The sequence below is a fragment of the Sphingobacterium multivorum genome (assembly GCF_039511225.1).
GTDB lineage: Bacteria > Bacteroidota > Bacteroidia > Sphingobacteriales > Sphingobacteriaceae > Sphingobacterium.
The window spans coordinates 1,990,460-2,016,572 of sequence record NZ_CP154261.1 but is presented as its reverse complement, the minus strand read 5'-3'; the positions used below and the strand labels follow the sequence as shown (position 1 = coordinate 2,016,572).

Annotated in this window: 20 protein-coding genes and 1 other RNA gene; 11 read left to right on the top strand and 10 right to left on the bottom strand. The window is 39.2% G+C overall.

Annotated features, from left to right (window positions below; translation table 11 throughout):
• The first annotated feature begins 69 nt into the window (after positions 1–69).
• Together AAH582_RS08255 and AAH582_RS08250 are read left to right on the top strand one after the other, a co-directional pair.
• Positions 70–1,173 carry a DUF695 domain-containing protein gene (locus tag AAH582_RS08255; protein WP_343321790.1) on the top strand — a complete coding sequence of 368 codons (1,104 nt, stop codon included), beginning with the start codon at positions 70–72 and terminating at the stop codon, positions 1,171–1,173.
• 61 nt (positions 1,174–1,234) lie between these two features.
• Positions 1,235–1,858: a murein L,D-transpeptidase catalytic domain-containing protein gene (locus AAH582_RS08250; protein ID WP_343321789.1), complete on the top strand. Its 624-nt coding sequence runs from the start codon at positions 1,235–1,237 to the stop codon at positions 1,856–1,858.
• Here the strand turns inward: AAH582_RS08250 and AAH582_RS08245 are convergent.
• Positions 1,855–3,363 carry a hypothetical protein gene (locus AAH582_RS08245; RefSeq protein WP_343321788.1) on the bottom strand — a complete coding sequence of 503 codons (1,509 nt, stop codon included), beginning with the start codon at positions 3,361–3,363 and terminating at the stop codon, positions 1,855–1,857. The genes AAH582_RS08250 and AAH582_RS08245 overlap by 4 nt on opposite strands.
• Positions 3,364–3,504: 141 nt before the next feature.
• On the opposite strand from AAH582_RS08245, the gene yiaA reads away from it, so the two are divergent.
• Positions 3,505–3,972: an inner membrane protein YiaA gene (gene yiaA, locus AAH582_RS08240; RefSeq protein ID WP_046675653.1), complete on the top strand. Its 468-nt coding sequence runs from the start codon at positions 3,505–3,507 to the stop codon at positions 3,970–3,972.
• Positions 3,973–4,069: 97 nt separating this feature from the next.
• Here the strand turns inward: yiaA and AAH582_RS08235 are convergent, their stop codons facing one another.
• A complete protein-coding gene (locus AAH582_RS08235; RefSeq protein WP_343321787.1) occupies positions 4,070–5,815 on the bottom strand; it encodes a sensor histidine kinase in 1,746 nt (581 codons plus the stop codon).
• Complete coding sequence (locus tag AAH582_RS08230; RefSeq protein WP_430459034.1) at positions 5,812–7,149, bottom strand: sigma-54-dependent transcriptional regulator; 1,338 nt, start codon at positions 7,147–7,149, stop codon at positions 5,812–5,814. Before AAH582_RS08230 ends, AAH582_RS08235 begins: the two co-directional genes overlap by 4 nt.
• A 227-nt stretch (positions 7,150–7,376) precedes the next feature.
• Between AAH582_RS08230 and AAH582_RS08225 the strand changes: the two genes are divergently transcribed.
• From AAH582_RS08225 to AAH582_RS08215, 3 genes are all read left to right on the top strand, one after another.
• Entirely contained in the window at positions 7,377–8,972 is a 1,596-nt protein-coding gene (locus AAH582_RS08225) for an ABC-F family ATP-binding cassette domain-containing protein (RefSeq protein WP_343321786.1), read from the top strand.
• A gap of 285 nt (positions 8,973–9,257) precedes the next feature.
• Positions 9,258–10,994, top strand: a complete 1,737-nt coding sequence (locus AAH582_RS08220; RefSeq protein ID WP_343321785.1) for a GMC family oxidoreductase — start codon at positions 9,258–9,260, stop codon at positions 10,992–10,994.
• A gap of 4 nt (positions 10,995–10,998) precedes the next feature.
• Positions 10,999–11,631, top strand: a complete 633-nt coding sequence (locus tag AAH582_RS08215) for a gluconate 2-dehydrogenase subunit 3 family protein (protein ID WP_286754289.1) — start codon at positions 10,999–11,001, stop codon at positions 11,629–11,631.
• 53 nt (positions 11,632–11,684) lie between these two features.
• Here the strand turns inward: AAH582_RS08215 and AAH582_RS08210 are convergent, their stop codons facing one another.
• Both AAH582_RS08210 and AAH582_RS08205 read right to left on the bottom strand, forming a co-directional pair.
• Positions 11,685–12,584 (bottom strand): OmpA/MotB family protein, encoded by a 900-nt coding sequence (locus AAH582_RS08210; RefSeq protein ID WP_046675648.1) that lies wholly within the window; start codon positions 12,582–12,584, stop codon positions 11,685–11,687.
• 103 nt (positions 12,585–12,687) lie between these two features.
• On the bottom strand, positions 12,688–13,212 hold the full coding sequence (locus AAH582_RS08205) for a hypothetical protein (RefSeq protein ID WP_083296085.1): 525 nt from the start codon (positions 13,210–13,212) through the stop codon (positions 12,688–12,690).
• Between the two features lie 477 nt (positions 13,213–13,689).
• Here AAH582_RS08205 and AAH582_RS08200 point away from each other — a divergent pair, with 477 nt between their 5' ends.
• The 4 genes from AAH582_RS08200 (at position 13,690) to AAH582_RS08185 (ending at position 18,746) form a co-directional block, all read left to right on the top strand.
• Entirely contained in the window at positions 13,690–14,064 is a 375-nt protein-coding gene (locus AAH582_RS08200) for a hypothetical protein (RefSeq protein WP_286884132.1), read from the top strand.
• Positions 14,065–14,129: 65 nt separating this feature from the next.
• Positions 14,130–16,103, top strand: coding sequence for a transglutaminase domain-containing protein (locus tag AAH582_RS08195; RefSeq protein ID WP_046675645.1), 1,974 nt, complete (start codon positions 14,130–14,132; stop codon positions 16,101–16,103).
• Complete coding sequence (locus AAH582_RS08190) at positions 16,100–18,001, top strand: DUF3857 domain-containing protein (protein WP_343321784.1); 1,902 nt, start codon at positions 16,100–16,102, stop codon at positions 17,999–18,001. Before AAH582_RS08195 ends, AAH582_RS08190 begins: the two co-directional genes overlap by 4 nt.
• 73 nt (positions 18,002–18,074) lie before the next feature.
• Complete coding sequence (locus AAH582_RS08185) at positions 18,075–18,746, top strand: HAD family hydrolase (RefSeq protein ID WP_343321783.1); 672 nt, start codon at positions 18,075–18,077, stop codon at positions 18,744–18,746.
• Between the two features lie 157 nt (positions 18,747–18,903).
• Here the strand turns inward: AAH582_RS08185 and AAH582_RS08180 are convergent, their stop codons facing one another.
• Positions 18,904–20,295: a sigma-54-dependent transcriptional regulator gene (locus AAH582_RS08180; protein ID WP_046675642.1), complete on the bottom strand. Its 1,392-nt coding sequence runs from the start codon at positions 20,293–20,295 to the stop codon at positions 18,904–18,906.
• Between the two features lie 67 nt (positions 20,296–20,362).
• Positions 20,363–20,742, bottom strand: an RNA gene (rnpB, locus tag AAH582_RS08175) — RNase P RNA component class A.
• A gap of 150 nt (positions 20,743–20,892) precedes the next feature.
• Between rnpB and AAH582_RS08170 the strand changes: the two genes are divergently transcribed.
• Positions 20,893–21,945: a helix-turn-helix transcriptional regulator gene (locus AAH582_RS08170; RefSeq protein WP_046675641.1), complete on the top strand. Its 1,053-nt coding sequence runs from the start codon at positions 20,893–20,895 to the stop codon at positions 21,943–21,945.
• A gap of 10 nt (positions 21,946–21,955) precedes the next feature.
• On the opposite strand, the gene AAH582_RS08165 is transcribed toward AAH582_RS08170, so the two are convergent.
• Genes AAH582_RS08165 through argS form a run of 3 tightly spaced genes read right to left on the bottom strand, consistent with a single transcriptional unit; the run spans position 21,956 to position 26,027 of the window.
• Entirely contained in the window at positions 21,956–23,146 is a 1,191-nt protein-coding gene (locus AAH582_RS08165) for an NAD(P)/FAD-dependent oxidoreductase (protein WP_343322351.1), read from the bottom strand.
• Between the two features lie 15 nt (positions 23,147–23,161).
• Positions 23,162–24,241: an oxidoreductase gene (locus AAH582_RS08160; RefSeq protein ID WP_343321782.1), complete on the bottom strand. Its 1,080-nt coding sequence runs from the start codon at positions 24,239–24,241 to the stop codon at positions 23,162–23,164.
• A 1-nt stretch (position 24,242) separates the two neighbouring features.
• The gene (gene argS / locus AAH582_RS08155) at positions 24,243–26,027 is read right to left on the bottom strand and encodes an arginine--tRNA ligase (protein ID WP_343321781.1); all 1,785 of its coding nucleotides are present in this window, start codon (positions 26,025–26,027) and stop codon (positions 24,243–24,245) included.
• Positions 26,028–26,113: the final 86 nt, after the last annotated feature.

Below are 26,113 nucleotides of genomic sequence, written 5' to 3'. Positions count from 1 at the left end.
CTACGGTTATAAAAAACGCTTTGAGTAACAGATACGCACGTTGATTATTCAATCAAACAGCTATTAATTATGGGATTTTTGAATAATATTTTTGGTAAAAAAGAAAATAAAAAGGACAGTATAACGGAGTTTTGGGATTGGTTTAAAAAAAACGAACAGGCATTTTTTCAAATCGTCAAGGCTGGAGAACAAATTGATCAGCATTTTTTCAGCAAACTTTCGCCGAAGATCGATGCTCTTCGCAAGGAGCTATATTTCCTAACGGGAATGTACGACAATAACACTGCGGAACTTGTGATCACCCCAGACGGTGCCATTAAAAATATCGCATTCGTAGAACATCTGATCGCTTCTGCTCCAGTATTAGCGCATTGGAAATTTACAGCATTAAAACCCGCTATTGCGGATATGGAAAAATTCAAAATCACGATGTATGGCTTCACTTTCGACATCAAGGATATGTATTTTTATCCCATTCAACATAAATATCATCCGGATGAAGTCGATATTGTTATTGTTCACCCCGATTTTACGGAAGATAACAAAGCCAATATTTCCCATGGTATAGAAATATTTCTCGACAATTACATCGGTGAATTGAACTCGATCATAGCCATAGACAACCTGAATGTAACCTCAAAAGAGCTTGCAACAGAAGAGCTGATTCCCCTATTTAAATTAAAAGACTATTTGATCTGGCGGGAAAAAGAATTTGTGGAAAAATATACCGACGTTAGACACCGGGCATCGGATGACACATATACTGCTTTTGAGGGCATCCTGGAGAATGACTTACCCATATTTGCCATCATAAATACGACCTTATTAGACTGGGATGGAAAAGCTTCTCACCCCTGGATAGTTACATTAAAGATTAGCTATGACGGAACGGCAACCAATGGTATGCCCGATCAGGAAATCTACGATTTAATGGATAAATTTGAAGAAGAATTAATGAACAGTCTTCCAAATGATATTGGATTTCTTAACATCGGTAGAGAAACCGCCGATAGTCTAAGGGAAATTTACTTAGCTTGTACAGAATTCCGAAAAGCCTCACGAACGATTGATCGATTAATCGAACAATACAGGGAAATTCTTCAAATTGATTATAGCATCTACAAAGATAAATACTGGAAAACCTTCGAACGATTTTATAAACAAATAGAATAGGTTTCTTGCACAACTGACATAAGTTCTAGCAAAAGTACTTGATGAATTATGCTTTATTTATATGAATAAAATCATTCTTTTGATTATTATCCTTGGCATTGGCCTTATCACATACAAAACCATTCAAAGGAACACGCTTTTGGCCGTTGTTGATAAGGAAGAAAATGCCCCTTCAGACTCTTTCCGCTATACGATGGCAATAAAGGAAGTAAAAAAACGCATCACAAACAACAAAAAGTACAATAGTGACATATCCTTTCTCTTGGATATGAAAAGACCCTCGGGAAGAAATCGTTTTTTTGTCGTCGATCTAAAAACAGATCGGATTCTTGATCAGGGCCTGGTGGCCCATGGATCCGGTTCTGAAACCGGAAAAAAGAACCATTTGCAATTCAGCAACACGGATAACTCTCATGCAACGTCGCTAGGTAGCTATGCTATCGGCAGCTCGTATAATGGGAAATTTGGAAAGGCGTATAAATTATATGGCTTAGATAGCTCCAATAGCAATGCATATGCTAGAGACATCGTTCTACACAAATATGACCGCATGCCCTACGATGAACAAGTTGATCCAGTATGCCTCAGCGAAGGCTGCCCTATGGTAAACGTCGAATTCTACAAAAGACTACAGGACCTAATTGATTCCTCAAAGAAACAGATCATCTTACATATCTATTACTAATTATCGTATATATCTTCTTTGATCAAACCCAATAAAACCTGATACGGATTTTGAGACATAACGAGAGCCTTTAGCCAAGCAAGAAAGCCCATAACAAACAAATCCTTATTTTCCTCATTTTTTACCAGAGCTTCAACAGCTTCCCGAAAGGACTTCACTTGAATAGCGCTAGGATTTAAAAGATATTTCTCCACCAATTTAACAAAATCAATCACTCTATTTTCTGTTACACGCAGCAAGTACTTTTTATATCTACTCATAAAGCTTTTTAATTTCAAGGCTGCCAAATCGATGTGATCGAATTGTATATGGATTAGTATTTCGAGCAGACTCTTCCGAATTGTCCACAACATACCCATTTTCTTCTCGTACCAAGAATCTCTTCGAATCAATTTTCGAAGCTCAACCAATGCTGTTTTATCTTCAAATTGTGTTAAGAACATCACCAAACACAACTGTAGATCTGCAAGATCAACCTCGTTTGATTTTGCTGCGGCTTGTTTAATCCCCGCCCTTAATATGGAAAGACCTCTTATTCCATCGCCAAGGTAATGGAAATTCAATGCCATCAACAGATGGTACCGCAGCTGGAATTGGGCACGAAAAACTGCGTTTCCTTGAGATAAAACGCTATCCAAGCGCTCTAAATATGCTATACTTTCGTTAAAGAGTCCGTTTCTTAAATTAAAGTTAGCCAGATAATATAAAATATGGAGATAGTAGAACAGGTGGTGCGCCGATTGCTCCTCATATTTCATCAAAAAATTGTCCGCTGTTTTTAAAAAAGAACGAACCAGTGCATAGTTTTGATGTATTGCGGCATACTCATTCGCAATATGCAAAAGTTGATAGAGTGATTTAAACGATAAAAGATCATCCAAAGAAATCCTATATTTGCTCAGCGTGCTCAAAATCAACTTATTGAGATCAACTATTTTTGCTTTCAAATGAATAGCCTGCAGTTCAGAACGTAATAGTGCATAGGCTATCTGAAATTTCGCTTCCCGCTGCAACTTTTGCTGATTTTCGGTAAAACGATCGATAAGCAATTCCAAATTGACACTCAAATCTAAATGGGCATATTGTAGTCTGATTTGCAAGATTTCATTCAACAAGCTAAACTGTTCAAGAACAAGAGCCTTTTCCTCAGCCCGTTGAAGGCATTTAAATCCAATCTTGATGAACTGACTTTCCAACAAAAAACGACCCACAACAAATAATCGCAACGCCTCGTGAGCCTCACTGTTGTCTCGCTCAAAAACCTTATTTGAAAGAAAAAACAATAGACTATCATGAAGCCTCTTTCTCAATGCGTGATAAGCATCCCGATTTTTAATGGGGTCATATAACTTTTTCAGCTTATTTATATCATCAGTTTCTATAATCTCAAGTAGCTTGATATTTTTCACATCATTACGCTTGTTCTTTCGTTTCAAAAAGGCCTTAAAATCTTTAATATCATCTTTATTTAGGAGTAATATTAAATCTGATATCGCGTCTGCCATAGCTTAAATTTAGAATTAAACAAATATATTAAACAAAATTATATCGTCAGTATTCCTATAAAATCAAGTTTTAAAATAATTAGTTCCTATGGATATTTGAATCATAAAACAACAACAAATTAAAACTAAAACAAGAAAATTATGGAACCGCTAAAAAACATGATTGAAGAAAAAAAAGCTGAAAGAAATCTAGACAAAAGAAACCCCTTTAAACCAACAGGCGCCTTTATCGGAGCTTCATGGACCGCACTATTGGTTGGTACCGTTGGCTATTGTGTAGGCTTATGGAATGCAACAATGGCATTAAATGAAAAAGGGTATTATTTTACAATTTTACTATTTGCGCTATTTGCCGTTATCTCCGTTCAAAAAAGTGTAAGAGATAAAGCAGAAGGACTAGCAGTTACCGAGTTATATTATGGTTTAAGTTGGTTTGCAACAATTGCCGCCGTCGTGCTATTAACTGTAGGCTTATGGAATGCGGATCTGCTCCTAAGTGAAAAAGGATTCTATGCCATGTCCTTCTCATTGAGTATTTTTTCAGCTATCGCCGTCCAAAAAAACACACGTGATGCAAAACTGATCGATGACAATGAAATAAAACTTTAGCGGGTGCCTATCCTGCAGCCTCTGCCTAGCAAGCTGCAGGATCTTTCAATCCCTCTTAAGCAAAAAAGGAAGAGCGTTTCATTGACTCTTCCTTTTTCTAAGTGGATTGTTTAAGCGACGCAATAGGAAGGTAAACGAAAAATATACTTCCAGTTCCAAAAACACTTTGCACATCAATCTCTCCCCCCATGCTCTCGATAAATTCTTTGCTTATGCTCAATCCCAAACCTGTCCCCCCCTTTGTACTCCCTGGAACTCGGAAATAGCGATCAAAAATCTTAGCTAAATATTGTACGGGAATTCCCTGTCCTTGATCTTCAACACGCAAAAGCACCCGGGCTCCTATTCTTTTGACAGCAAGAGAAATTGTCCCTCCTTCATCGGAATAACGAATTGCATTGGACAATAAATTCGTCAATACCCATGCCGTCTTTTCATTATCAATAAAAACCATCGGAAGATCCTCCTCCAGTTCAAGCGCTATGTGAATTTGCTTTTGGTCAAGCATTGACCGGTTGGCTAACAGCGCATAATCTATAATCGGTCCGATAGCTGCAGGATTCAGCTTCATCTGAATGGTACCGCTCTCCACCTGCCCAATATCCAAAAGTTCCCCTGTAATTTTCAGGAGCCGCTCTGTATCGTCAGCAATTCCTTCAAGCAAGTCTTTCTGTTCTTCATTCAGCTCTCCAATCCGCTTATTTTCGAGCAATTGGATCCCCATACGTATTGATGCGATAGGTGTCTTCAATTCATGAGATACCGTTCCAATGAAATTTGTTTTCGCTACATCACGTTCCTTAAAACTTGTCACATTCTTCAACAAAATAAATTGTCCAATAAACTGCGTACTCTCCTCTCCTGTTGGTAAGACATTGATATCAATGACCTCCAATTCAAAGTAGTTTTCTTTTCCGTAGGCAAAGATCTGCACCAAATCCAGACGCTCAGTTTTCTGATTTAAAGAGTTAATCATTTCGAGGAGTTTACTAAGTAAATCATTGGAAGATGCTATTTCCGCTAATTTCCGTCCCTCAAATGCGGCGTGCTTTAACCCCAAAAGCAAACAAGCGGGTTCATTTGCAAAAAGCACTCTTTTTTCTTCATCTACCCCTATAACTGCATCATGCATATTATCGATAAGCGCTTCAATTCTCTTTTTATGCTGCAAGATCTTACCCAATTTACTTTCTGCATATTCCTCGAGCTTTTGAGCCATTGTATTGAACGACTGCGCCACTTCTCCAAATTCATCTTTTCGCTTAAAGTGAAGTCTCCTTTTATAGTTCCCAGCAGCAATCTGTTTAATACTATCGGTTAATTGTACAATTGGAGCAGCAATGGCTAGAGGGAGATTGACAAGCAAAACAAACGCAATCATAAAAGAAAGCGCACCTACAATGGAGATGGCCAAAATAGCTTTTTCAGCAGTTTCATTGGCGATATTATTTTTGTGTTCAATAGCCTGCATATTAAGATACATTAACTGGAATATATCTTTGTGCAGGTCAGCAGCAATTGTGGCATCTTTCACCTTTTTCTTTAAACTCAAAAAGTGATGATCTACACGTTCGGTCACCGCCCGTTCTCCAGGCTCGGTTACATTTCGCTTCTGGAGTCTTAAATTATCTTCAAATAGCGCCATGCTCTTCCCATTCGAATCAAGGTCCTCCAAGGCTAACAGCATATTTCTGGAATAATGCAATGTATTATAATTGTCGACCAAAATATGGTTAGTATCTTTTTTTAATCGATAAACATAATACCCGCTCACTATCGCAAGCAGCAAGATCATAAAAAATAAAAATCCTACCCCGAATGTCAGCTTTGCTTTAAGTTTCATTGGATTCGATATTCTTCAATTTTTCGATACAAGGTAGCTACACCGATTTCTAACAATCGAGCAGCTTCAGCTTTATTTCCATTCGTATGTTTTAATACACGTTGTATATGCTGCTTCTCCATGTTGGACATTGCAAAGTTTGACAAGACGCTCGCCCCTTCTCTATTCTCGTGTTCACCGAAAGGAAGGCTCTCCACACCTAATAGGCCCCCCTCACTCAAAATTACGCTGCGTTCAATCACATTTTTCAGTTCACGGATATTTCCCCGCCATAGGTTGCCTTCCAAAGCCTGCACAAACTCAGGGGTCATCTGCAACGGTTTCAAGTTGGATTTTAAAGCAAAGATATCAGCGTAGTATTGCGCCAATGTCGCTATATCTTCAATACGCTCGCGCAATGGCGGTAATTCGATCGTGAAAACGGAAAGTCTATAAAATAGATCACTCCTGAAATGGTCTGTTGCAATTTCGGTTTCGAGATTTCTGTTGGTTGCTGCTATGATGCGCACATCGACTTTCGTTGGTTTGGAGTCCCCAACTTTTAAAAACTCGCCAGTTTCCAAAACACGAAGAATTTTAGCCTGAAGCTCCAAAGCCATCTCCCCGACTTCATCCAGAAAGATCGTACCCAAATGCGCTTCTTCAAACAAACCACGTTGATCTTTAGTAGCACCAGTGAAAGCACCGGATTTATGGCCAAACAACTCATTTTCCAGTAAATCTTTTGTAAATGCGGCACAGTTAATCGCCACAAAACTACGATCTCTTCTTGAACTCGCCTGATGGATTGCCTGTGCAAAAACCTCCTTACCTGTGCCGGTCTCGCCCGTTAGCAAGACCGTTGTATTTGTAACAGCAACTTTTTGTGCCATGCCGATGGCCGCTTTTATTGCACTGGATTTCCCAATAATCTTATCAAAAGAAAGTCGGTCGCCTAATCGCTTTTCTAACTGCTCCACCCTTCTAGCCAATGCCACCTTTTCACAGGCTTTATAAAGCAACGGTATAATGCGATTATTGTCATCTCCTTTCGTAATGTATTCAAAAGCACCATTTTTTATCGCCCGAACGCCATCCGGAATATTCCCGTATGCCGTCAATAAGATAATCTCTACAATTGGATACCGCTCTTTAATTAATTTAGCCGTTTCAACTCCATTACCATCAGGTAGCTTCACATCACAAAGTACAACATCTACATCACTGACTTCAAGCTTTTTTAACCCCGATTTAATGTCAGCAGCCTCGATCACATCAAAACCTTCCAGGCTAATAATTTTGGCCAGCAATTTCCGAAGCTTCTCTTCGTCATCTATAAGGAGAACTCTATTCACAATATTCGTTTTTTCAAAAGTACAATTTGTCCGAAGCAAATAGTAGAAAAATAAACAATTTGACTATTCCTCAAAAATTTTCCCGACATCAAAATAAAAACGCTATATTTGTAGCGCTCAACATCGTTAAAACTGCATGTAAGATTAAAATTCTTTAGAACGAATAAATACCATCCATTGACGATACCCGTCCAAATGGTCTTTTCTAACATTTAAAGAATTTCAACATGCTTTCATTACAACAACTTTCCTATAGACATCCAAATAAAGATTTATTGTTTGAGAACATAAATCTGCACATAAACGCGCAAGAGAAAATCGCACTGATCGGTCACAACGGCGTTGGAAAATCAACGGTATTGCAACTGATTGCCAAAGAATTATCGCCGACCAGCGGGAGCATACATAATAGCGCTAGCACCTATTATGTCCCTCAGGTTGTTGGACAATTCGAGCATAAGACGGTGGCTGAAGCACTTAGAATTGACAAAAAATTGAATGCTCTTTATGCCATATTGGCCGGTGATGCGTCTGAGGAAAATTTCAATAGACTTCAAGATGACTGGGCTTTGGAAGAACGTTGCCAAGAGGCTTTCAAACAATGGGATCTGCCCAACATAGATTTGGCTCAGCAAATGTCTTCCCTCAGTGGTGGACAAAAAACGAAAGTTTTATTGGCCGGAATCCAGATTCATCGATCCGAGCTTATTCTTCTTGATGAACCGAGCAACCATTTGGATATGGACAGCAGAACACGACTATACGATTGGATTCAATCAAGCAAAAACACTATAGTCGTTGTCAGCCACGATAGAACCCTGCTTAATTTACTGGATGACATGGCTGAAATGGCCCCAAATGGTATCAAGCGATATGGGGGTAATTATACCTTTTACGAGGCTCAAAAGGAGATCGAACGCCATGCGTTGCAACACGATATCCACCACAAGGAAAAAGCGATCAAAATCGCAAAAGAGAAAGAAAGAGAAACAATCGAGCGCCAAAACAGACTAAACAACCGTGGTCAAAAAAAGCAGGAGAAGGCAGGTGTAGCACGTATAATGATGAATACCTTACGTAATAATGCTGAAAAGAGTACTGCCAAAATAAAAACTGTACACCAGGACAAAATTGGAGATATCAGATCGGATCTTCAGGAACTTCGTGGTTCGCAATCCGCATTGGATGAGATTAAAATAGATTTGGGAAACAGTACTTTTCCTATAGGAAAAAGCATGATCAAGGCCGAAAACATCAATTTCAGCTATGGCGTAGCGCAGCTTTGGAAAGATAACATGAACGTTCAACTATTCAGTGGGGACCGTATCGTACTCCAAGGCCCGAACGGATCTGGCAAAACAACATTGGTCAAACTCCTTCTCAACCAACTAACCCCTGAGCAAGGAAAAATTGAGCGCCAATCATTTCATGCCATCTATTTAGATCAGACGTATTCCATCTTATCTTCACATTTAAGTATTTATGAGCAAGCGCAGCAATTCAATACCGCCGCACTACCTGAACATGAAATCAAAATTAGACTCCATCGCTTCCTATTCGGAAGAAACGATTGGGACAAAATGTGCCTGCTATTGAGTGGCGGTGAAAAAATGCGTCTGATATTATGCTGTCTCACCATTCAGCGACAGTCCCCCGATTTGATTATCCTTGATGAGCCAACAAACAATCTGGATCTTCAAAATATCCTCATTCTGACCAGAGCAATTCAACTTTATAAAGGTACCCTGCTCGTCATTTCACATGATGAAGTGTTTCTACAAGAAATCCATATTAACAAAGTCATCAAATTAAAACACTTCTGAGATAATGCCGTGTATTTCGTCGTAACGAAATACACGGAATATTTAGTATCGCTCGCCATAAAATTTTAATAAAACAGGGTATTTTTTGTAACAATCCCATATTCTTTATTTAAAATCTGCTAAATCGATAAATTAAATTAAAAAAAACAAATTTTTATCGATATATTCACGATGATTTTAAACATGAAACAATAACCATTAAATTAATTGAACCTTCTCATTTACATAGTAAGCCTTCAGGCAAATGTATCGTACGGGCCTTTCAATTAATTACTTCATTTAATTATGTCAGATTATCAAATTAAAGAAAATCCCGAATTATTTGACGCCATCGTAGTTGGTTCTGGCGCAGGTGGTGGTATGGCAGGTTATATACTTGCACATGCGGGGCTTAAAGTATTGATGCTGGAAGCAGGTCCTTTTTATGACCCAGCAAAAGATTCGTTACAATTACGCTGGCCTTGGGAATCTCCAAGAAGAGGTGCTGGTACCACAAGACCATTCGGAGATTTTGATGCAGCCTTCGGTGGCTGGCAGATCGAGGGCGAACCCTACAGCAAAGTCGCGGGAACTGAATTTGAATGGTTTAGAGCACGTATGCTGGGCGGCAGAACCAACCACTGGGGTCGAATTTCGTTGCGTATGGGACCTGACGATTTCAAGCCAAAGGATGGAGTAACGGATGAATGGCCTATTACTTATGAAGAGGTTAAGCCATTTTATGACCGTGTAGATCGAATGATCGGAATATATGGCACGGCAGAAGGTATTCATAATGAACCCGATGGTATTTTTATGAAACCACCTAAGCCACGCTTAAACGAACTATATATTGCAAAAGGTGCAAAAAAAGCTGGAGTTCCAGTGATTCCCGGAAGAGGGGCCGTGCTAACCGAAGTATCAAAAGATATTAAAGATCGAGGTACCTGTTTCTACTGTGGGCAATGTGGTCGTGCATGTAAAGTTTATGGGGACTTTTCCTCTTCATCTTGTCTGGTTATTCCAGCGATGAAAACGGGTAACCTAAAGGTGATAGACAATGCAATGGTAAGAGAAGTCATTACAAATGATGAAGGAATTGCAGTTGGTGTTTCTTATGTAAACACCAAGGATTTACAAGAATATACCGTTAAGGGAAAAACCGTTATTTTGGGTGCTAGTGCCTGTGAAAGCGCGCGGATCATGTTAAATTCCAAATCAAAATCGCATCCTGGGGGTGTTGGTAATAGCAGCGGTTTAGTCGGAAAATATCTCCACGATTCTACGGGGGCCAGTTTATCAGGCTTTTTACCACAACTACTTGACCGGAAGCGTTATAATGAAGATGGCGTTGGAAGTGTCCATATTTATTCGCCATGGTGGGAAGATAATGCCAAATTGAACTTCCCTAGAGGTTACCACATCGAATACGGCGGTGGTTTACATATGCCCTCTTATGGATTTTTGAATTGGGTACCGAAAGTAAATGACCATGTTAAAAATTCAGCTGGAACGTCAAAGGCCAAAGGCGGTTATGGTACTGCATTAAAAGAAGATTTCCGCAGCTATTATGGAGCAAATGTCGGCATGGCAGGACGCGGAACGGCATTGGCAAGAAAAGACAATTACTGTGAAATTGACCCCGATAAAGTCGACAAATTCGGAATTCCTGTGCTACGTTTCAACTACAAATGGGCTAATGAAGAAATCGCACAAGCCAAACACATGCAAGAGACATTTCAGTCTATTATGCACGAAATGGGCGCTGTCATTACTTCTAAAATACCCGGAGCAGATACATTGTACGGCCTAGAAGCTCCTGGAAAAATTATTCATGAAGGCGGAACCACAAGAATGGGAAATGACCCGAAAACCTCCGTATTGAACAAATGGGGACAAGCCCACGATTGTAAAAATCTCTATGTCGTCGATGCGGGACCATTTGTACAACAAGGTGACAAAAACCTGACCTGGACAATACTCGCTTTATCGATGCGAACAGCAGAATATATACTTCAAGAAAAGAAAAAATTAAACGGTTAAAAGCATGAATAGAAGAGAATCTTTAAGAGCATTAGGATTAATTGCAGCTGGATCTGGTCTTTTAACCGCAGCCTGCAATTCAAAAGATGCTAAAAATGCAGCAGCAGACAATGGCAAAAAATTACCTGGAGTCCAGGATTTTGAATATGAACGCACAGAACAATTATACGCCGAAAAGTTTTTCGACGAACATGAAATGGCGACAATCACTGTTTTGGCTGACATTATTATTCCTAAGGACAATATTTCAGGAAGCGCTTCGGAAGCGGGAGTACCCGATTTTATCGAATTTATTGTAAAAGATTTGCCTGATAATAAAATCCCGATGCGCGGCGGACTTCGTTGGCTCGACCTCCAGTCCAAAAAGCGTTACGGAACAGTATTTATCAAATGTAGCGCAAAAGATCAACTTGCGTTGGTAGATGATATCGCCTACCCTGATTTGGCAAGGCCAGAAATGAAACAAGGTGCCGCCTTCTTTTCATTGATGCGCAACCTGACTTCTTCAGGATTTTACACCAGTGAAATGGGTGTAAAAGATATTGGCTATGCCGGAAATAAACCTGGAGTCTGGAATGGTGTACCAGATGATGTATTAAAAGAACACGGCTTTGATCCAAGTAAATTCTTTGGATAATAAAAAAATCCTTTCCATTTTGGAAAGGATTTTTTTATTTACCTAATTAAAATCTATTGTGCCGATGGTACCTCGGTAGCCTCCGGGGCCTTATCAATCAACTCCATAAATTGATCCAATTTAGGGGTTATAATAATCTGCGTTCTTCGATTCCGTTGCTTACCTAGCGCGGTCGTATTATCTGCAATTGGATTATATTCTCCTCTACCACCTGCAGTTAAACGCTTCGGATCCACACCGTATTTATTTTGTAAAGCCTGTACTACAGAAGAGGCTCTCAGCGTACTTAAATCCCAGTTATTCCGAATATTAGGTTTAGAAATTGGATCCGTATCAGTATTACCTTCAATCAAAACTTCATAATCTCTATAATCCTGGATAATTTTCGCAATTTTGCTTAACGTCTGATCGGCTCTATCATTAATTTCATAGCTACCGGATTTGTAAAGCATGTTATCAGCAAGTGAGATATAAACGACCCCTTTTAATACCTGTACATCAACTTCCTGCAGTTCCTCACGGCTAAGTGATCTTGTCAAATTATTTGTCAATACCAGATTCAAGGAATCGGATTTGTTTTTCGTCTCAACGAGATGCTTAATGTATTTATTTGAAGCGTTAATTTCATCAACCAGCTTAGAAATATTAATATTTCCCTGTGAATTCTGATTAATACTGTTATCGAGCGATTTCTGCAAAGCAGCATAAGCCGATCGGAGGTCCGCATTATTTTGTCGTTCGGAAGCCAACTGATCTTCTAAACTCTTGATCCGTGTCCGGCCTTCAGCTAATTGAAGTTGTCCATCCTGATATTGCTTGGTCAATTGACTGTGCTCCGTTTGCAATTTACTATAGTCGGACTGTAAACCAGCATATTGCTTTTTGCTGACACCACATCCGACAACAAACAAACTGGCCGTTAATACAGTCATTGGAAAAACTAAATTCTTCATGATATACTCTTTTTGTAGATGTTGAACTAATTCATATAGCAAGATACGCAATATTCTAGCCAAAATACCCCACAGTCTTGTCAAATTAACAACCTTTAACGTCCTATTGGGCTAGCTCCTTCAACTCTGTAGCGCTAAATACTTGCCCACCTTTAAGATAAGGATTGGCGCCTTTGAGATAATTATAAATAATTGATTTAGCCTCTTCATTGGGTAATTTATAAAGGTTTTTAACCAGGAAATTTTTATCCTCAAGGATATTATTGTTGTAGCCCAAAAAAGAAGGCGCATGCACCTGTACGCTCCAACGTATAAAACGCGCTTCAATATGATTTGGATTTTCCTTAATCACTTCTTCCAAATGCTTTTTCCCCTCTTTGAATTGCCCAACTTTCTTAAATGGATTGCCGATATGTTTCGCTAACAGTATTTGATAGGCGGCTAGATAGGCTTTCTCTGTCGGCGATTTGGCACCTTCGGTCAACGCCTCCAAATTATGTTCACACAGATCCTCGTCCTTCACGGCCTCCGCATATTCTTTTCGAATTTTCTCCATATTCACCTGCTGGCCAAGCCCAACTTTTGTTAAAGTGAATAGAACAATTGTCAATACTATTCGTGTTATCATAATTATAAATCAGGCTATTTCAACAATTTCAATTTCCGACTTAAATTACTAAAAAAATCGAATCCAACTATTAATTTTCAATTATCATACCATAAAGGCCAAAATTCATGTCATTGTATCGCCACAGCTAGCCTTAAAAAAGAGAAAAGTCTTTTTTAAAGTATATTTTTAAAGCAATTTTGCTCCATGAAACTGATTTTAGAAACAAGCCCAGTCTGGTTAAAGGTGATTTTGTCAATTCTATTTGGTGTGATATTAGGCTGCTTTTTAGGGGAAATAGTTTACACCTTATTACAGGCATAAGCTCTTCATCATAATCGATATCCCGTCCTTTACCCGAGGATCTGCTGAATTTTATGCCTACAGATAGACCGCTTATTGCGGTCATTTGAATAGACCACTAAGTTTCATTATCCTTGCCAAAAATCAAATTATTTTTGCTATATTGCTTATACCAATATAAATTTAAAGCGAGCTATGGAGACTAAAGCAGAGTATCAGATTTGGGACACTATTGTGAATAGCGCAAAAACTAAATTCGATTATAAGCATATTCGTGCTATGTTCAAAAAGGAAGATGACGAAATAACCGATAAGTTTCTATTCCATATTATTGCAGGATTTGCCTGTGGTGAAAATCATCAGACCATCTCAACCAATCTTTTCAATGAATTACAAAGTATTCATTTTGAATGCAATGAAGAACAGATCGACCGGTTTATCGCCGATAAGCACGTAAAATTCAGTCCTGAAATCTACGCCACCTATCTTGCATTCTCTATGCTGGAAGATGGTGAAGATGTCGATAACATCACCGAAATCATTAATAATCTTTTGCAACTAGATAAATAATTATCCGGAAGTATCGTTTAATTTTGGCTAAAAACTTATATTCGTGAATTATTACACCTATAGTTATGCGCCAGTTTTTAACGCTATTTTTAATATTTTCTATTTATACAAATAGTATAGCCCAAACTTTTGACTTTGGTAAAGTTTCTATTTCAGATTTTTCACGAACAGACCTGGATAGCAATGCCAATGCAATCGTACTCAATGAGTTTGGACGGAGCTCTGTCTTTGTTGATGATTATGATAATCGCGTAAAACTTCAACATGAATACCATGTACTTATCCGGATCAATAACAAAGAAGGGTTTAAAAAAGCTAATTTTGAAATTCCCTCGTATAAACGCGGAAGTTACATACGTGACTATTTTGACGAACTAAAGGCTGTTACGTATAACTTAGAAAATGGTAGGATCGAGAAAACAGAGCTTGAAAATAAAAAAGTTTTCAAGGAAAATTACTCAGCCTATCTGGATCTTAATAAGTTCACCCTTCCGAATATTAAAGAAGGATCTATTATCGAAGTGTCCTATCGCACGCTGGAGCAGGATTTATTTAATTTCAAGACATGGGAATTTCAAGACGATATCCCCAAAATACAAAGCCAATATATCGCCATTATTCCTGCTTCTTTTTCCTACAATGTAGTTTTACGTGGCCCTTACAAGCTTACCGATCAAAAAGCCGAAGCACTGAAAGAATATATTTTCCTGGATGGACTGCGAATGGACTGTTCAAAATTGACCTATACCATGAAGAACATCCCCGCATTTATGGAAGAGGACTACATGACTTCGCCAACCAATTTCAAATCTGCAATCTATTATGAGCTTGAATCAATCTTTTATCCAAGTACTGGTAGCAAGAAGACATTTAGCAAAACCTGGAAAGACGTCGATACAGACCTCATGAATGAAAAGGCTTTTGGAGGTCAATTAAAAAAAACAGACTTATTCAAAGCCCATTTAGCAACAATTGTATCGCCTACTGACACCAAATTAGAAAAAGCAAAAAAGATATATAACTATATCAACAAACAAATAAAATGGAATAATTATTTAGGTAAATATGCTGAAACTGGTATTGAAAAAGCATTGGAAAAACGAACCGGCAATATCGGGGACATCAATTTAGCACTGGTAACCGCGCTATTAGCGGCAGATCTGGAGGCCTACCCTATAATTCTTTCAACACGCCGAAACGGTACACCTAACGCCTTATTTCCCGTATTATCCGACTTTGACTATGTCATCGCTTGCGTAGATATAGATGGCGTAAAATTTAAATTAGATGCCTCCAATTCATACCTACCTTTTGGACAGCTGCCTTTACAATGCTTAAATGAACGGGGAAGAATTATCTACTCCAGAAAAAGCTCAGACTGGTTTCCGCTTACGGTAGAAGAATCTTCCGATGTCAACCACATATTGGAGGGAGCTTTAGATGAACAATCTAAAATTAAGGGAAAACTGACCATAAGCAGCAGTGGCAACAAAGCCTTCTTAAAACGTCAGCATATTGCCAAATTCAATTCTTTGGAGGAATATTGGGAAAAACTAGACGAAGAAATGCCCAATATCACGTTAACTAAATCAAGTATCCAAAATCTAGCGAATATTGATCAACCATTGATAGAAGAATTTGACGTCGTCCTAGATGTCTCCAAACAAATGGAACAAGACGTATTGGTATTGGCGCCCAATATTATTGACAGGATTTCCTACAACCCCTTTAAAGCACAGGAAAGAACTTATCCAGTCGATATGGGCTTTAAATCAAAAACGCAATACACAATCAAATTGACAATCCCCGATCGTTATGAAATTGTTGAAAAACCTCAAAATGCATCGTTAGCACTCCCCGAATCAACTGCAAAATATAGATACGTCACTCAAATCAATGGCAATCAACTTGAGATTCTGCAGAGCCTGGCGTTTAACAAACCCATCTTTTCAGTCGATGAGTATTTTTCGCTCAAAGAATTGTATTCACGTATTATTCAACAACAAAAACTAGACATAAAATTAATCGGTAAAAAATGAAAATCTTATTCGTCAACTTATTCTACTTCCTGCTTCCGATCGTCGCAATTGGGCAAGATAATTACGACGTCGCCAATATCCCAAGTGCACTAAAGAGCAGAGCTGTCGCTACTGTGCGCAATGATAAAACTGTGGTAGAAATGAAATCTCCCGAACAAGTCATCACAACCATAACCTGTGCCATAACTGTGTATAATAAAAACGGGGACCATTACGCCACGCTCCCGGTATATTATAATAAATCCACGGAAATCAAGAGTCTGAAGGGGGCTATCTATAACGAAATGGGAATATTGCAAAAGAAAATTGCAACGAAAGATTTCAAGGATATTAGCGCTGTGGACAACAGCACGATGTTTGCCGATTCCCGTGTAAAATTATATACACCTGATTACCATAGCTATCCTTATACAGTCGAATACCAATACGAAGTTAGGAGTAAACAAAACTTGATCATTCCCTCTTGGACTCCTGAAGTGTCCAATAATGTATCTGTAGAAAAAAGTAGCTTTCAATTTATTGCACCAATTGGCACAGAATGTCGAATTGAAACAACGAATTATAAAGGAAGTATCAAAGAAGAGAAAAATGACAAAACAGAAAGTAAAACATGGAATGCTGAACAGATCGCTGCAAAAAAAGATGAATCTTATAGCCCCAACCCTAACCTGAAAAGAACAAACGTACTCATTGTTCCCAAAAACTTTATTTATTATGGTAAGACAGGGAATTTTGGGGATTGGAAAGAATTTGGCCAATGGGTATCCAATAGCCTATTGAACAAAAAAGAAGATTTGACGGAGGCGTCTAAACAAAAATTCATAGCATTAACCAAAGATGCTGGCTCAGATAAAGACAAAGCAAAGATCCTATATAATTACTTACAAAAAAACACACGTTACATCAGTATCCAAATCGGTATTGGGGGCCTGGAGCCATTTCCTGCCTCTGAGGTTGACCGCCTAGGGTATGGTGATTGTAAAGCACTGGCGAATTACATGCGAAGCATGTTGTCGGCCGTCAATATACCTTCTTATTACTGTATTGTCGAAGCAGGCAAACGCAAAGAAAGTTTTCACAAAACCTTTGCAAATGCCCAGGACGGGAATCACGTCATCTTATGCATTCCATTCAAAAATGATACGACCTGGCTGGAATGCACGAGCCAAAATCTTCCATTCGGTTTTCTTAGCGACTTTACCGACGATAGAGATGTCGTTGCCTGTACCGAAAATGGTGGTGTTATCATGCATACGCCGAAATACGTTAACTCAACCAACCTTCAATTGCGCTATGCCGACCTAAAACTTTCGGAAGATGGAAGCATCCAAGGTACCTTAAACACCAAGTTCTACGGAACCCAATATGAGAACCATATGGACGTGCTTTTAGCCAGCAATAATGATAAGAATAAACTTCTCACGGATTACTATAATATAGACAACATCAATTTTAATCAGGTAAACTATATTGAACATAAGGAGGAAAATCCATTTATCGAGGAGAACCTGAATATTTTTATTAAAAACTATGCGGTGAAAAATGGTAATAAACTTTTGATCCAGCCTAATTTATTCAATACACACTCCAGCATTGCAGAAAGTAGAAATAGAACGGAAGATATTTTCATTGAGAGAGGCTATGCCGATATCGACAGCATTAGTATTGCCCTCCCAGAAAATATGCTCAAAAACATAACTCCTGAGAAGAAAGTTATTGAGAAACCCTTTGGAAGGTATGAATTTAGGTCAGAAATGAAAGACAATAAACTATTCACCTACAGAAAATTGGAACTTTTTGAAGGCAGTTATCCTGCCAATACATATGAAGACTTTTTCCAATTTCATAATGAGGTAAGCAGCTGCGACAAGGGACGCTTTAATCTAAGCTTTCTCTAGTCGGAAGAAAATATTTACCAGAATATGAAGGAGTAAAATCGATCAAACAAGGCAATTATTGTATATTAGCTCAATGACAGAATACGCAGCGATATTTGACATGGACGGTGTTATCAGCCACACCAACCCTTTCCATGCGGAAGCTTTTAGAGCTTTTTTTAAAAACCACAATGTACAACAGGCGACAGAAGAGGAATTTGAGCAGCATATGTATGGTAAGCATAATAGTTACATTATGCAACATTTCTTTCAACGTCCGATATCCCCTGAGGAACTGCGGACCCTTGAATTTGAAAAAGAGCAGCTTTTTAGAGTGATTTATAAAGAACACGTTGCCCCTATAAAGGGCTTAATTGAGTTTCTAACGGAATTAAAAAATAACGGTTTTAAGCTTGCTGTGGCGACTTCTGCTCCCCAAGAGAATATGGATTTAATTCTGGACGAATTGAATATACGCCAACTCTTCTCTTCCACACTGAGCAGCGAAGATGTAAAACTACATAAGCCACATCCTGAGGTTTACCTAAAATCTGCAGAAAACCTGCAAATTCCTGTTGACCGCTGTATTGTTTTTGAAGACTCTTTTTCTGGTATTACCGCAGCGAAAAATGCCGAAATGAAAGTTGTTGCTGTACTTTCAACACATAAAAAAGAAGAATTGCCTGTAAGTGATGATTATATAAATAATTATACAGAAATATCAGTTGCCAATGTAAAGGCCATTTTAAAAACACAAGAATTATAATTTGGTTGTGGGTTTGCCGACACTTATTCCGATGATTCCAGATGTCTTCGCTCAATACCGATAAAAAAAGAGATTCTTTGAAGAATCTCTTTTTTTATACCATTTGTTTAAGCTAAATCTGCGTTCACAGCTGCTAAACTAAATTTCCACGAAATGATTAATCTCTTTTTAGACCAAACTTCTCTATTTTACTATACAGGTGGCTACGTTGAATATCAAGATCATCGGCCGTCTTGGAGACGTTCCAATTATTTTTTTCCAATTTATATTTTATAAATTCTTTCTCCGCATGATCTTTATAATCTTGAAACGAATCAAAGGAGTCCATATCTAATCCGTAATTCGTTGCGCCTTTTTCATGGGCTATACCGTTTACCGGTTCACGAGAAGGATTAGCAAATGCGACAACATCTTTATCTGTGATAGATCGATCACTCAAAATAATTAACCGTTCAATCATATTGCGCAATTCCCGAATATTACCTGTCCAAGGAAGATGGCTCAATTCCCGCATGGCAGCAGCCGTAATTTCCTTTACAGGTATCCCGTATTCCATACAGATTTCTTCACAAAAATTTGTTGAAAGCAGGGGAATATCATCCACACGGTCGATCAAAGCAGGCACATGAATCAAGATTACCGACAGGCGGTGATACAAGTCCATTCTAAAATTACCTTCTTCAATTTCCTTCAAGAGATCTTTATTGGTCGCAGCGACTACCCTGACATTGACGTCAATTTCTTTGTCGCCCCCCACTCTGGTGATTTTATGTTCCTGTAACGCCCGTAACACTTTAGCTTGAGCGGATAGACTCATGTCTCCGATCTCATCCAAGAACAATGTTCCGCCACTCGCTTGTTCAAATTTTCCGATACGCTGTTTAATCGCGGATGTAAAGGATCCTTTTTCATGTCCGAATAATTCAGATTCAATTAATTCGGAAGGTATCGCAGCACAGTTCACTTCAATAAGGGGTCCCTGCGCGCGATTCGATTTCTCATGCAGCCAACGTGCTACAAGCTCCTTTCCAGAACCATTTGCTCCGGTAATCAATACACGGGCTTCCGTTGGAGCTACGCGATCAATTGTCTCTTTAATACGTTTGATTGCCCCAGACTCACCCAATATATCTTTTGTTTTCGAACTGCTAACTTTCCGTTTCAGTACCTTGGTTTCGGTGACAAGGGAGCTTTTATCCAGTGCATTCCGTACTGTGATCAATAATCTGTTCAGGTCCAGCGGTTTTTCTAAAAAGTCAAATGCTCCTTTTTTCGCTGCTTCAACAGCTGTTTCAATCGTACCATGTCCAGAAATCATAATAAAAGGGATGTCCGGGCTGCTTTGATGTGCTTCCGCCAAAACTTCCATCCCATCCATCGTATTCATCTTGATATCACAGAGCACAAGATCTATTTTTTCCTTTTTTAAAATATCTAATCCATCCCGGCCATTGTCGACATCTAAAATCGTATAATCTTCATATTCCAAGATATCACGCAACGAACTTCTGATGGCGCGCTCATCATCAATGATTAAAATTGTACTCATAAATCGAGAGTTATGCTATTTTTTCAATTATGGGAATCAATATAAGGTTTTTTTGGCAATTAGCGAAAAAGAAGCAAACCTTGTAAGCCGGGTTCTGTAGACCACCGAAGTGGAATTTCTATCATTTATCTAGATTTGCCATCGCTGACAAACTCAATCAACCTACCCATTACGAATTCCAATACATTGAAAGAAGACGAGCAGCCTTCGAATTTCGCAACCTATTTGGTCTTTCAACACACGAGGTTTACCGTAATGTATGTCGCCATACAAGACCGTAAGCTCTTACCTTACGTTTTCACCCTTACTCCGAAAAGCGGTATATTTTCTGTGGCACTTTCTGTCTGCTACTTTCATAACAGCCTTCCCGTTAGGAAGCGTGTTGCTCTATGTTGCCCGGACTTTCCTCTCCTCTCAAAAAAGAGCAGCGATAGAACCAGTTTGCTTCTGCGCAAAAGTAGCTATTTTACTCGGATAAACCCGAATTTCTTTTCAATTTCGAAAAGACGATCCTTTTTGCATGACAGGCACAAAAATCTACGCAATCACCTTGCGTAGATAAAGAAAGTTTTTGTATTTTCAATCTATCAAAAAAACATGGCACTCAATAAACTAGCTCTCATACGTTATAAAACGATTGACCATTGCCTTCGCTTGCGACATCGTAAATGGACCTTGGAAGATCTTATGGAAAAGGTTTCCGATGCACTCTATGAATTTGAAGGAATCAAAAATGGGATAAGTAAACGCACCATACAAGGTGATATTCAGCTCATGCGTAGCAATAAGCTCGGCTACAATGCGCCTATTGTCGTGTTGCACCGAAAATTCTACACCTATGAAGATCCCAACTATAGCATTAGCAATTCACCGATTTCCGTCGGTGACATGCAAAAAATGAAGGAGGCAGTAGAGGTACTTAAGCATGTGAGCGGTTTCTCCAGCTTTGATGAAATGAGCGATATTGTTGCACGGCTTGAAGATAGCATCCATACCAAAAAGGACAATTCACCCTCTATTATACAAATGGAAAGCAACAATCTGCTAAAAGGTCTTTCTTTTATCAGCATGCTCCATCAAGCCATTCGGGAAAAAACACCACTCCTGATCAGCTATCAATCGTTCAAAGCAACACAACAGCAGGATCTGGTCTTCTCCCCATATCTCTTAAAAGAATATCGGAATCGATGGTTTCTAATTGGTCAGCATAAAAAGAATGAAGGATTAATGACGCTGGCGCTTGATCGGATCAATGCCATCGAGGAAATGGGCAAAAATTCATACAAGGAGTATACAGGGGTCGATTTCGAACGTTACTTTTCGGATACCATAGGTGTAACGAAGACACAAAAAGACCGCGGCCACCGGGTGATATTGCAAGTCAATGCAAAAAATGCACCTTATGTAGCAACAAAACCCTTGCATTCTTCACAGCAGGTTTTAGACAAAAAGGAGGATGGCTCCATCTTAATTCGCATCGATGTCGTACTTAATTTTGAATTGGAAAGAGAAATTTTAGGATTCGGCGAAGCTATTAAAGTACTCTCGCCAAGAAATTTACAAACGAGAATAAAACTACGCTTGGCTGCTGCTGCACAACTCTATGCTGAGAAAGCTGTTGATAAGGCGTTAAATTCACGAAATGAATAATATTTCACGCCTAAATGTCTTGGGCGATGGCATAACCACTAGCCCAAGCCCATTGGAAATTATAGCCGCCAAGCCACCCCGTAATATCAACAGTTTCCCCTCCGAAATAAAGGCCTTTCACTTTTTTGGACATTAAGGTCTTGGGGTGAAGTTCTTCCGTTGATACTCCTCCACGCATGACCTCGGCTTTATCATACCCCTTATCTCCCGCAGGTTTTACCTTGAAGCGATGGATCGTATCGACAATCAATTTCGCGTCAGCTTTACTAAGGGAAGCAATTTTGGTATCCAACGTTAGAAATTTTCCAAGGGCATCGACCAATTTCCTGCTGAAATAATCGTTTAGCAATTGTGAAACAAGTCGCTTTCCGCCGTATTGTCGCTCCTGTTTAATCAGGTTATCTAAATTAAAATTAGGCAAGAGATCAATCGTAATCTCCTGTCCAGGCCGCCAATAACTTGATATTTGAAGAATTGCAGGTCCGCTTAACCCCCAGTGCGTAAAGAGAATATTCTCTTCAAAAGACATTCCGGCAACAGACACTTTCGAGAACACCGAATTTCCAGCCAAAGAACTATACCAATCTGCATCTTTTCCAGTTATCGTCAAAGGGACTAATGCAGGCGCTGTACCAACTACATTCAAGCCAAATTGTTTGGCTAGACGTAATCCAAAGTCTGAAGCACCAAGTTTTTGGACCGGAAGCCCACCGGAAGAAACAACAACTTTATGGGCATGGTATCGAGACTCACCTTTTGCATTTTCTACTGTTACCAAAAAGCCATTATCGTCTTTTTCTACAGATTTAACCAAGGTATTCAAGGCTATATCCTGCCCTGTCTCATATAAAATTTTTGAAAATACAGCAACGATATCTTTTGCTTTATTAGTCTCTGGAAACAACTGCCCCAGTGTTTTTTCATGCCCCACAATACCATATTGTTCAAAAAATGTAATGGTATCGTCCACGGTCCATTGTTTGAATATACCATGTAAAAAATCTGGATTTTCGGAAATAAAATTAGCGGGACTGCTACCAATATTTGTATAATTACAGCGCCCACCTCCGGAAATCAAGATTTTCGCGCCGACCTTATCGTTTCGTTCAAGGACCAAGGTCTTCTTCCCAATTAGCCCTGCTTGGGCTGCACACATCAAACCACAGGCTCCACCCCCAATAATGATGGCATCGTATAGTATACTCACAGCAACACTCTAATAAGCAATCAATGTATTTTCAACAGAAACAACTCTTCGTTCCAATTGACTCTGATACCCCAATTCAATAATTTTAATGACATCCCGCGCCTGTTCCGCCGATACAATCAAGGTAGTTTTTCCCAATATGCTATCCGCAACGTTCTGATAAAAATCAGGATAAGAACCTATTTCAGAAGGAATCATTTCTTCAATATCATTCCCCTGTTCAACAATATTGAGCTTGCCGTATAGACTTGGATCTTCTTGTCCCCAGGTTGGATCCTCATCGGGAAATTTACCATCGCGCAGTAAAGCTTCCTGCGGGTCGACACCATATTTTACAAAATTTCCGTTCATGCCAAAAACACGATAACGAGGTGTAGGTTCTTTTGCCAACATAGACCCTTTCAGCGATACCCGTAAGTTATCATAGTATAGTAGGCAGTCGAAATTATCAATGGTTTTCGCATGATCCCGTTGGATAGCCAAATCTGCAAAAACAGCATCTGGTCTTCCAAATAACTGTAAAGTTTGGTCGATAAGATGCGAGCCCAAATCGTAGAATATCCCCGAACCCGGTAAATGCTCTTCACGCCATGCATTTGGTCTCAAGTAATTGCGGAAACGATCAAACCTAGCTTCCAGATTTACAATCCTTCCCAATCGTCCACTTTGAATCACTTTCTTTAACGTTCGATAGTCTGAGTTGAATCTTAAATTGTGATAAGGCGCCAAAATCAGATTTTTCTCCTTAGCCAGCGCGATAAGCTCATCGGCCTGCTCCACATTGTTCGTAAATGGTTTCTCAACAACAACATGTTTCCCTGCTTCCAAAGCACGTTTTGCGAAAGGATAATGCATGTCATTGGAAGTCGCAACCACGACTAAATCAATGGTTGCGTCATTAAAAATATCATCTGCCGACAAAGCAATTTTTGCCTGTGGATAGCGTTTTTTTAGTAAAAGTTGCTGATCAGCTTTCCGGGCGGTTACTTTAACAAGATCCAGCTCCGTTATCGAACGCATGACAGGCGCGTGAAACACCTGCCCTGAAATTCCAAAGCCAATAAGCCCTACGCGAATTTTCTTCATCATATTACATTCTTTCAGGTACACGAATACCCAATAAGTTCATCCCTTTGGCAATAACCTTTGCAGCAGAAGCCGAAAGGTGCAATCTAAAGTTCTTTACATCAGCATCTTCCGCCTTCAATATCGTCTCTTCATGATAGAATTTATTGTAGAACTTGGCTACCTCATAAATATAATTTGCCAACTGCGCAGGGCTAAACTCTTGCGCAGAAGCCTCAATAGTCTCCGGAAACGCACCTAATTGCTGAATCAAGTCACGCTCGTAAGAAGAGATCGTCGTCGGTACAGAAACAGCACTGTCAAAATCGAATTCAGCTTTACTTAAAACAGATTTGATACGGGCATGTGTGTATTGAATAAATGGTCCTGTATGACCTTGGAAATCGACAGACTCATTTGGATCAAACAAAAGGCGCTTTTTGGGATCCACTTTCAATAGAAAATATTTCAGTGCCCCCATTCCTATTGTATCATAAAGCACGGCTTTTGATTCCTCGTCCAATCCTTCAGTTTTGCCAAGCTCCTCAGTACGTTCTTGTGCGGTTTTAAGCATTTCAGCCATTAAATCATCCGCATCAACAACGGTTCCCTCCCGTGATTTCATTTTACCCGAAGGAAGATCGACCATCCCGTACGATAAATGGAACAATCCGTCAGCCCAAGCTTTTCCAAGTTTTTTTAAGATCAAAAACAGTACCTTGAAATGGTAATCCTGTTCGTTACCGACAACATAAATAGAATCATTCATTTTGAATTCATCATACTTCAATTGTGCTGTCCCCAAATCTTGTGTAATATAGACCGAAGTACCATCGCCACGAAGCACAAGCTTCTGATCCAATCCTTCTGCAGTTAGATCAATCCATACGGAGTTATCCTCTTTTTTGAAGAAAACCCCTTTATCTAAACCTTCCTGGATAATATCTTTCCCCAGCAAGTATGTATTGGATTCATAATAGTATTTATCAAAATCGACCCCTAATTGTTTATAGGTCTTTTCAAACCCGGCGTACACCCAGCTGTTCATGGTTTTCCAAAGGGAGATCACCTCTTCATTACCGGCCTCCCATTGCTGCAACATCGCTTGCGCTTCTCGCATCAAAGGTGCATTTTTCTTCGCTTCCTCTTCGGTTTGCCCCTCAGCTTTTAATGCCTCGATTTCCTTTTTATATTCTCTGTCAAAGACAACGTAATATTTTCCGACAAGGTGATCGCCTTTGAGTCCAGTGGATTCGGGTGTTTCACCGTTGCCAAATTTTTGCCAGGCCAACATGGACTTACAGATATGGATACCACGATCGTTCACCAAATTTGCTTTGATCACATCATAACCATAAGCTTTTAGGATTTCTGCAACAGAATATCCTAATAAATTATTACGGATATGCCCCAAGTGCAGCGGTTTATTGGTATTCGGAGAAGAGTATTCCACCATCAGTTTCTTCCCATTCGCAGGAAATACACCAAAGTCCTTCGCCGTTATGGTCTGATTCAGCAAAGTGATCCAGTAATCATCGGAAAGAACAATATTCAAAAAGCCTTTTATCACATTGAAATCCGATATTTCAGCGATATGCTGTTGCAAATAAGCACCAATTTCCTTTCCGGTTTGTTCCGGAGAAGATTTCGAAAAGCGCGTTACGGGAAAAGTTACGATTGTAATTTGTCCCTCAAACTCCTTTCGGGTAGCTTGTAAAGCAATTTGAGTTTCTAAAATATCTGCATTGTAAAGCTCTTTTACTGCCTGTACAGTGACTTCAACAAGTCGCTTTTGAATAGAATTTGCCATTTAATGATTTTGTAATTTTTACAACTTCCTGATAGTGAATTGGAAATAAATAACATTCCTTATTTAGGTATTCACCATTAAAGTAT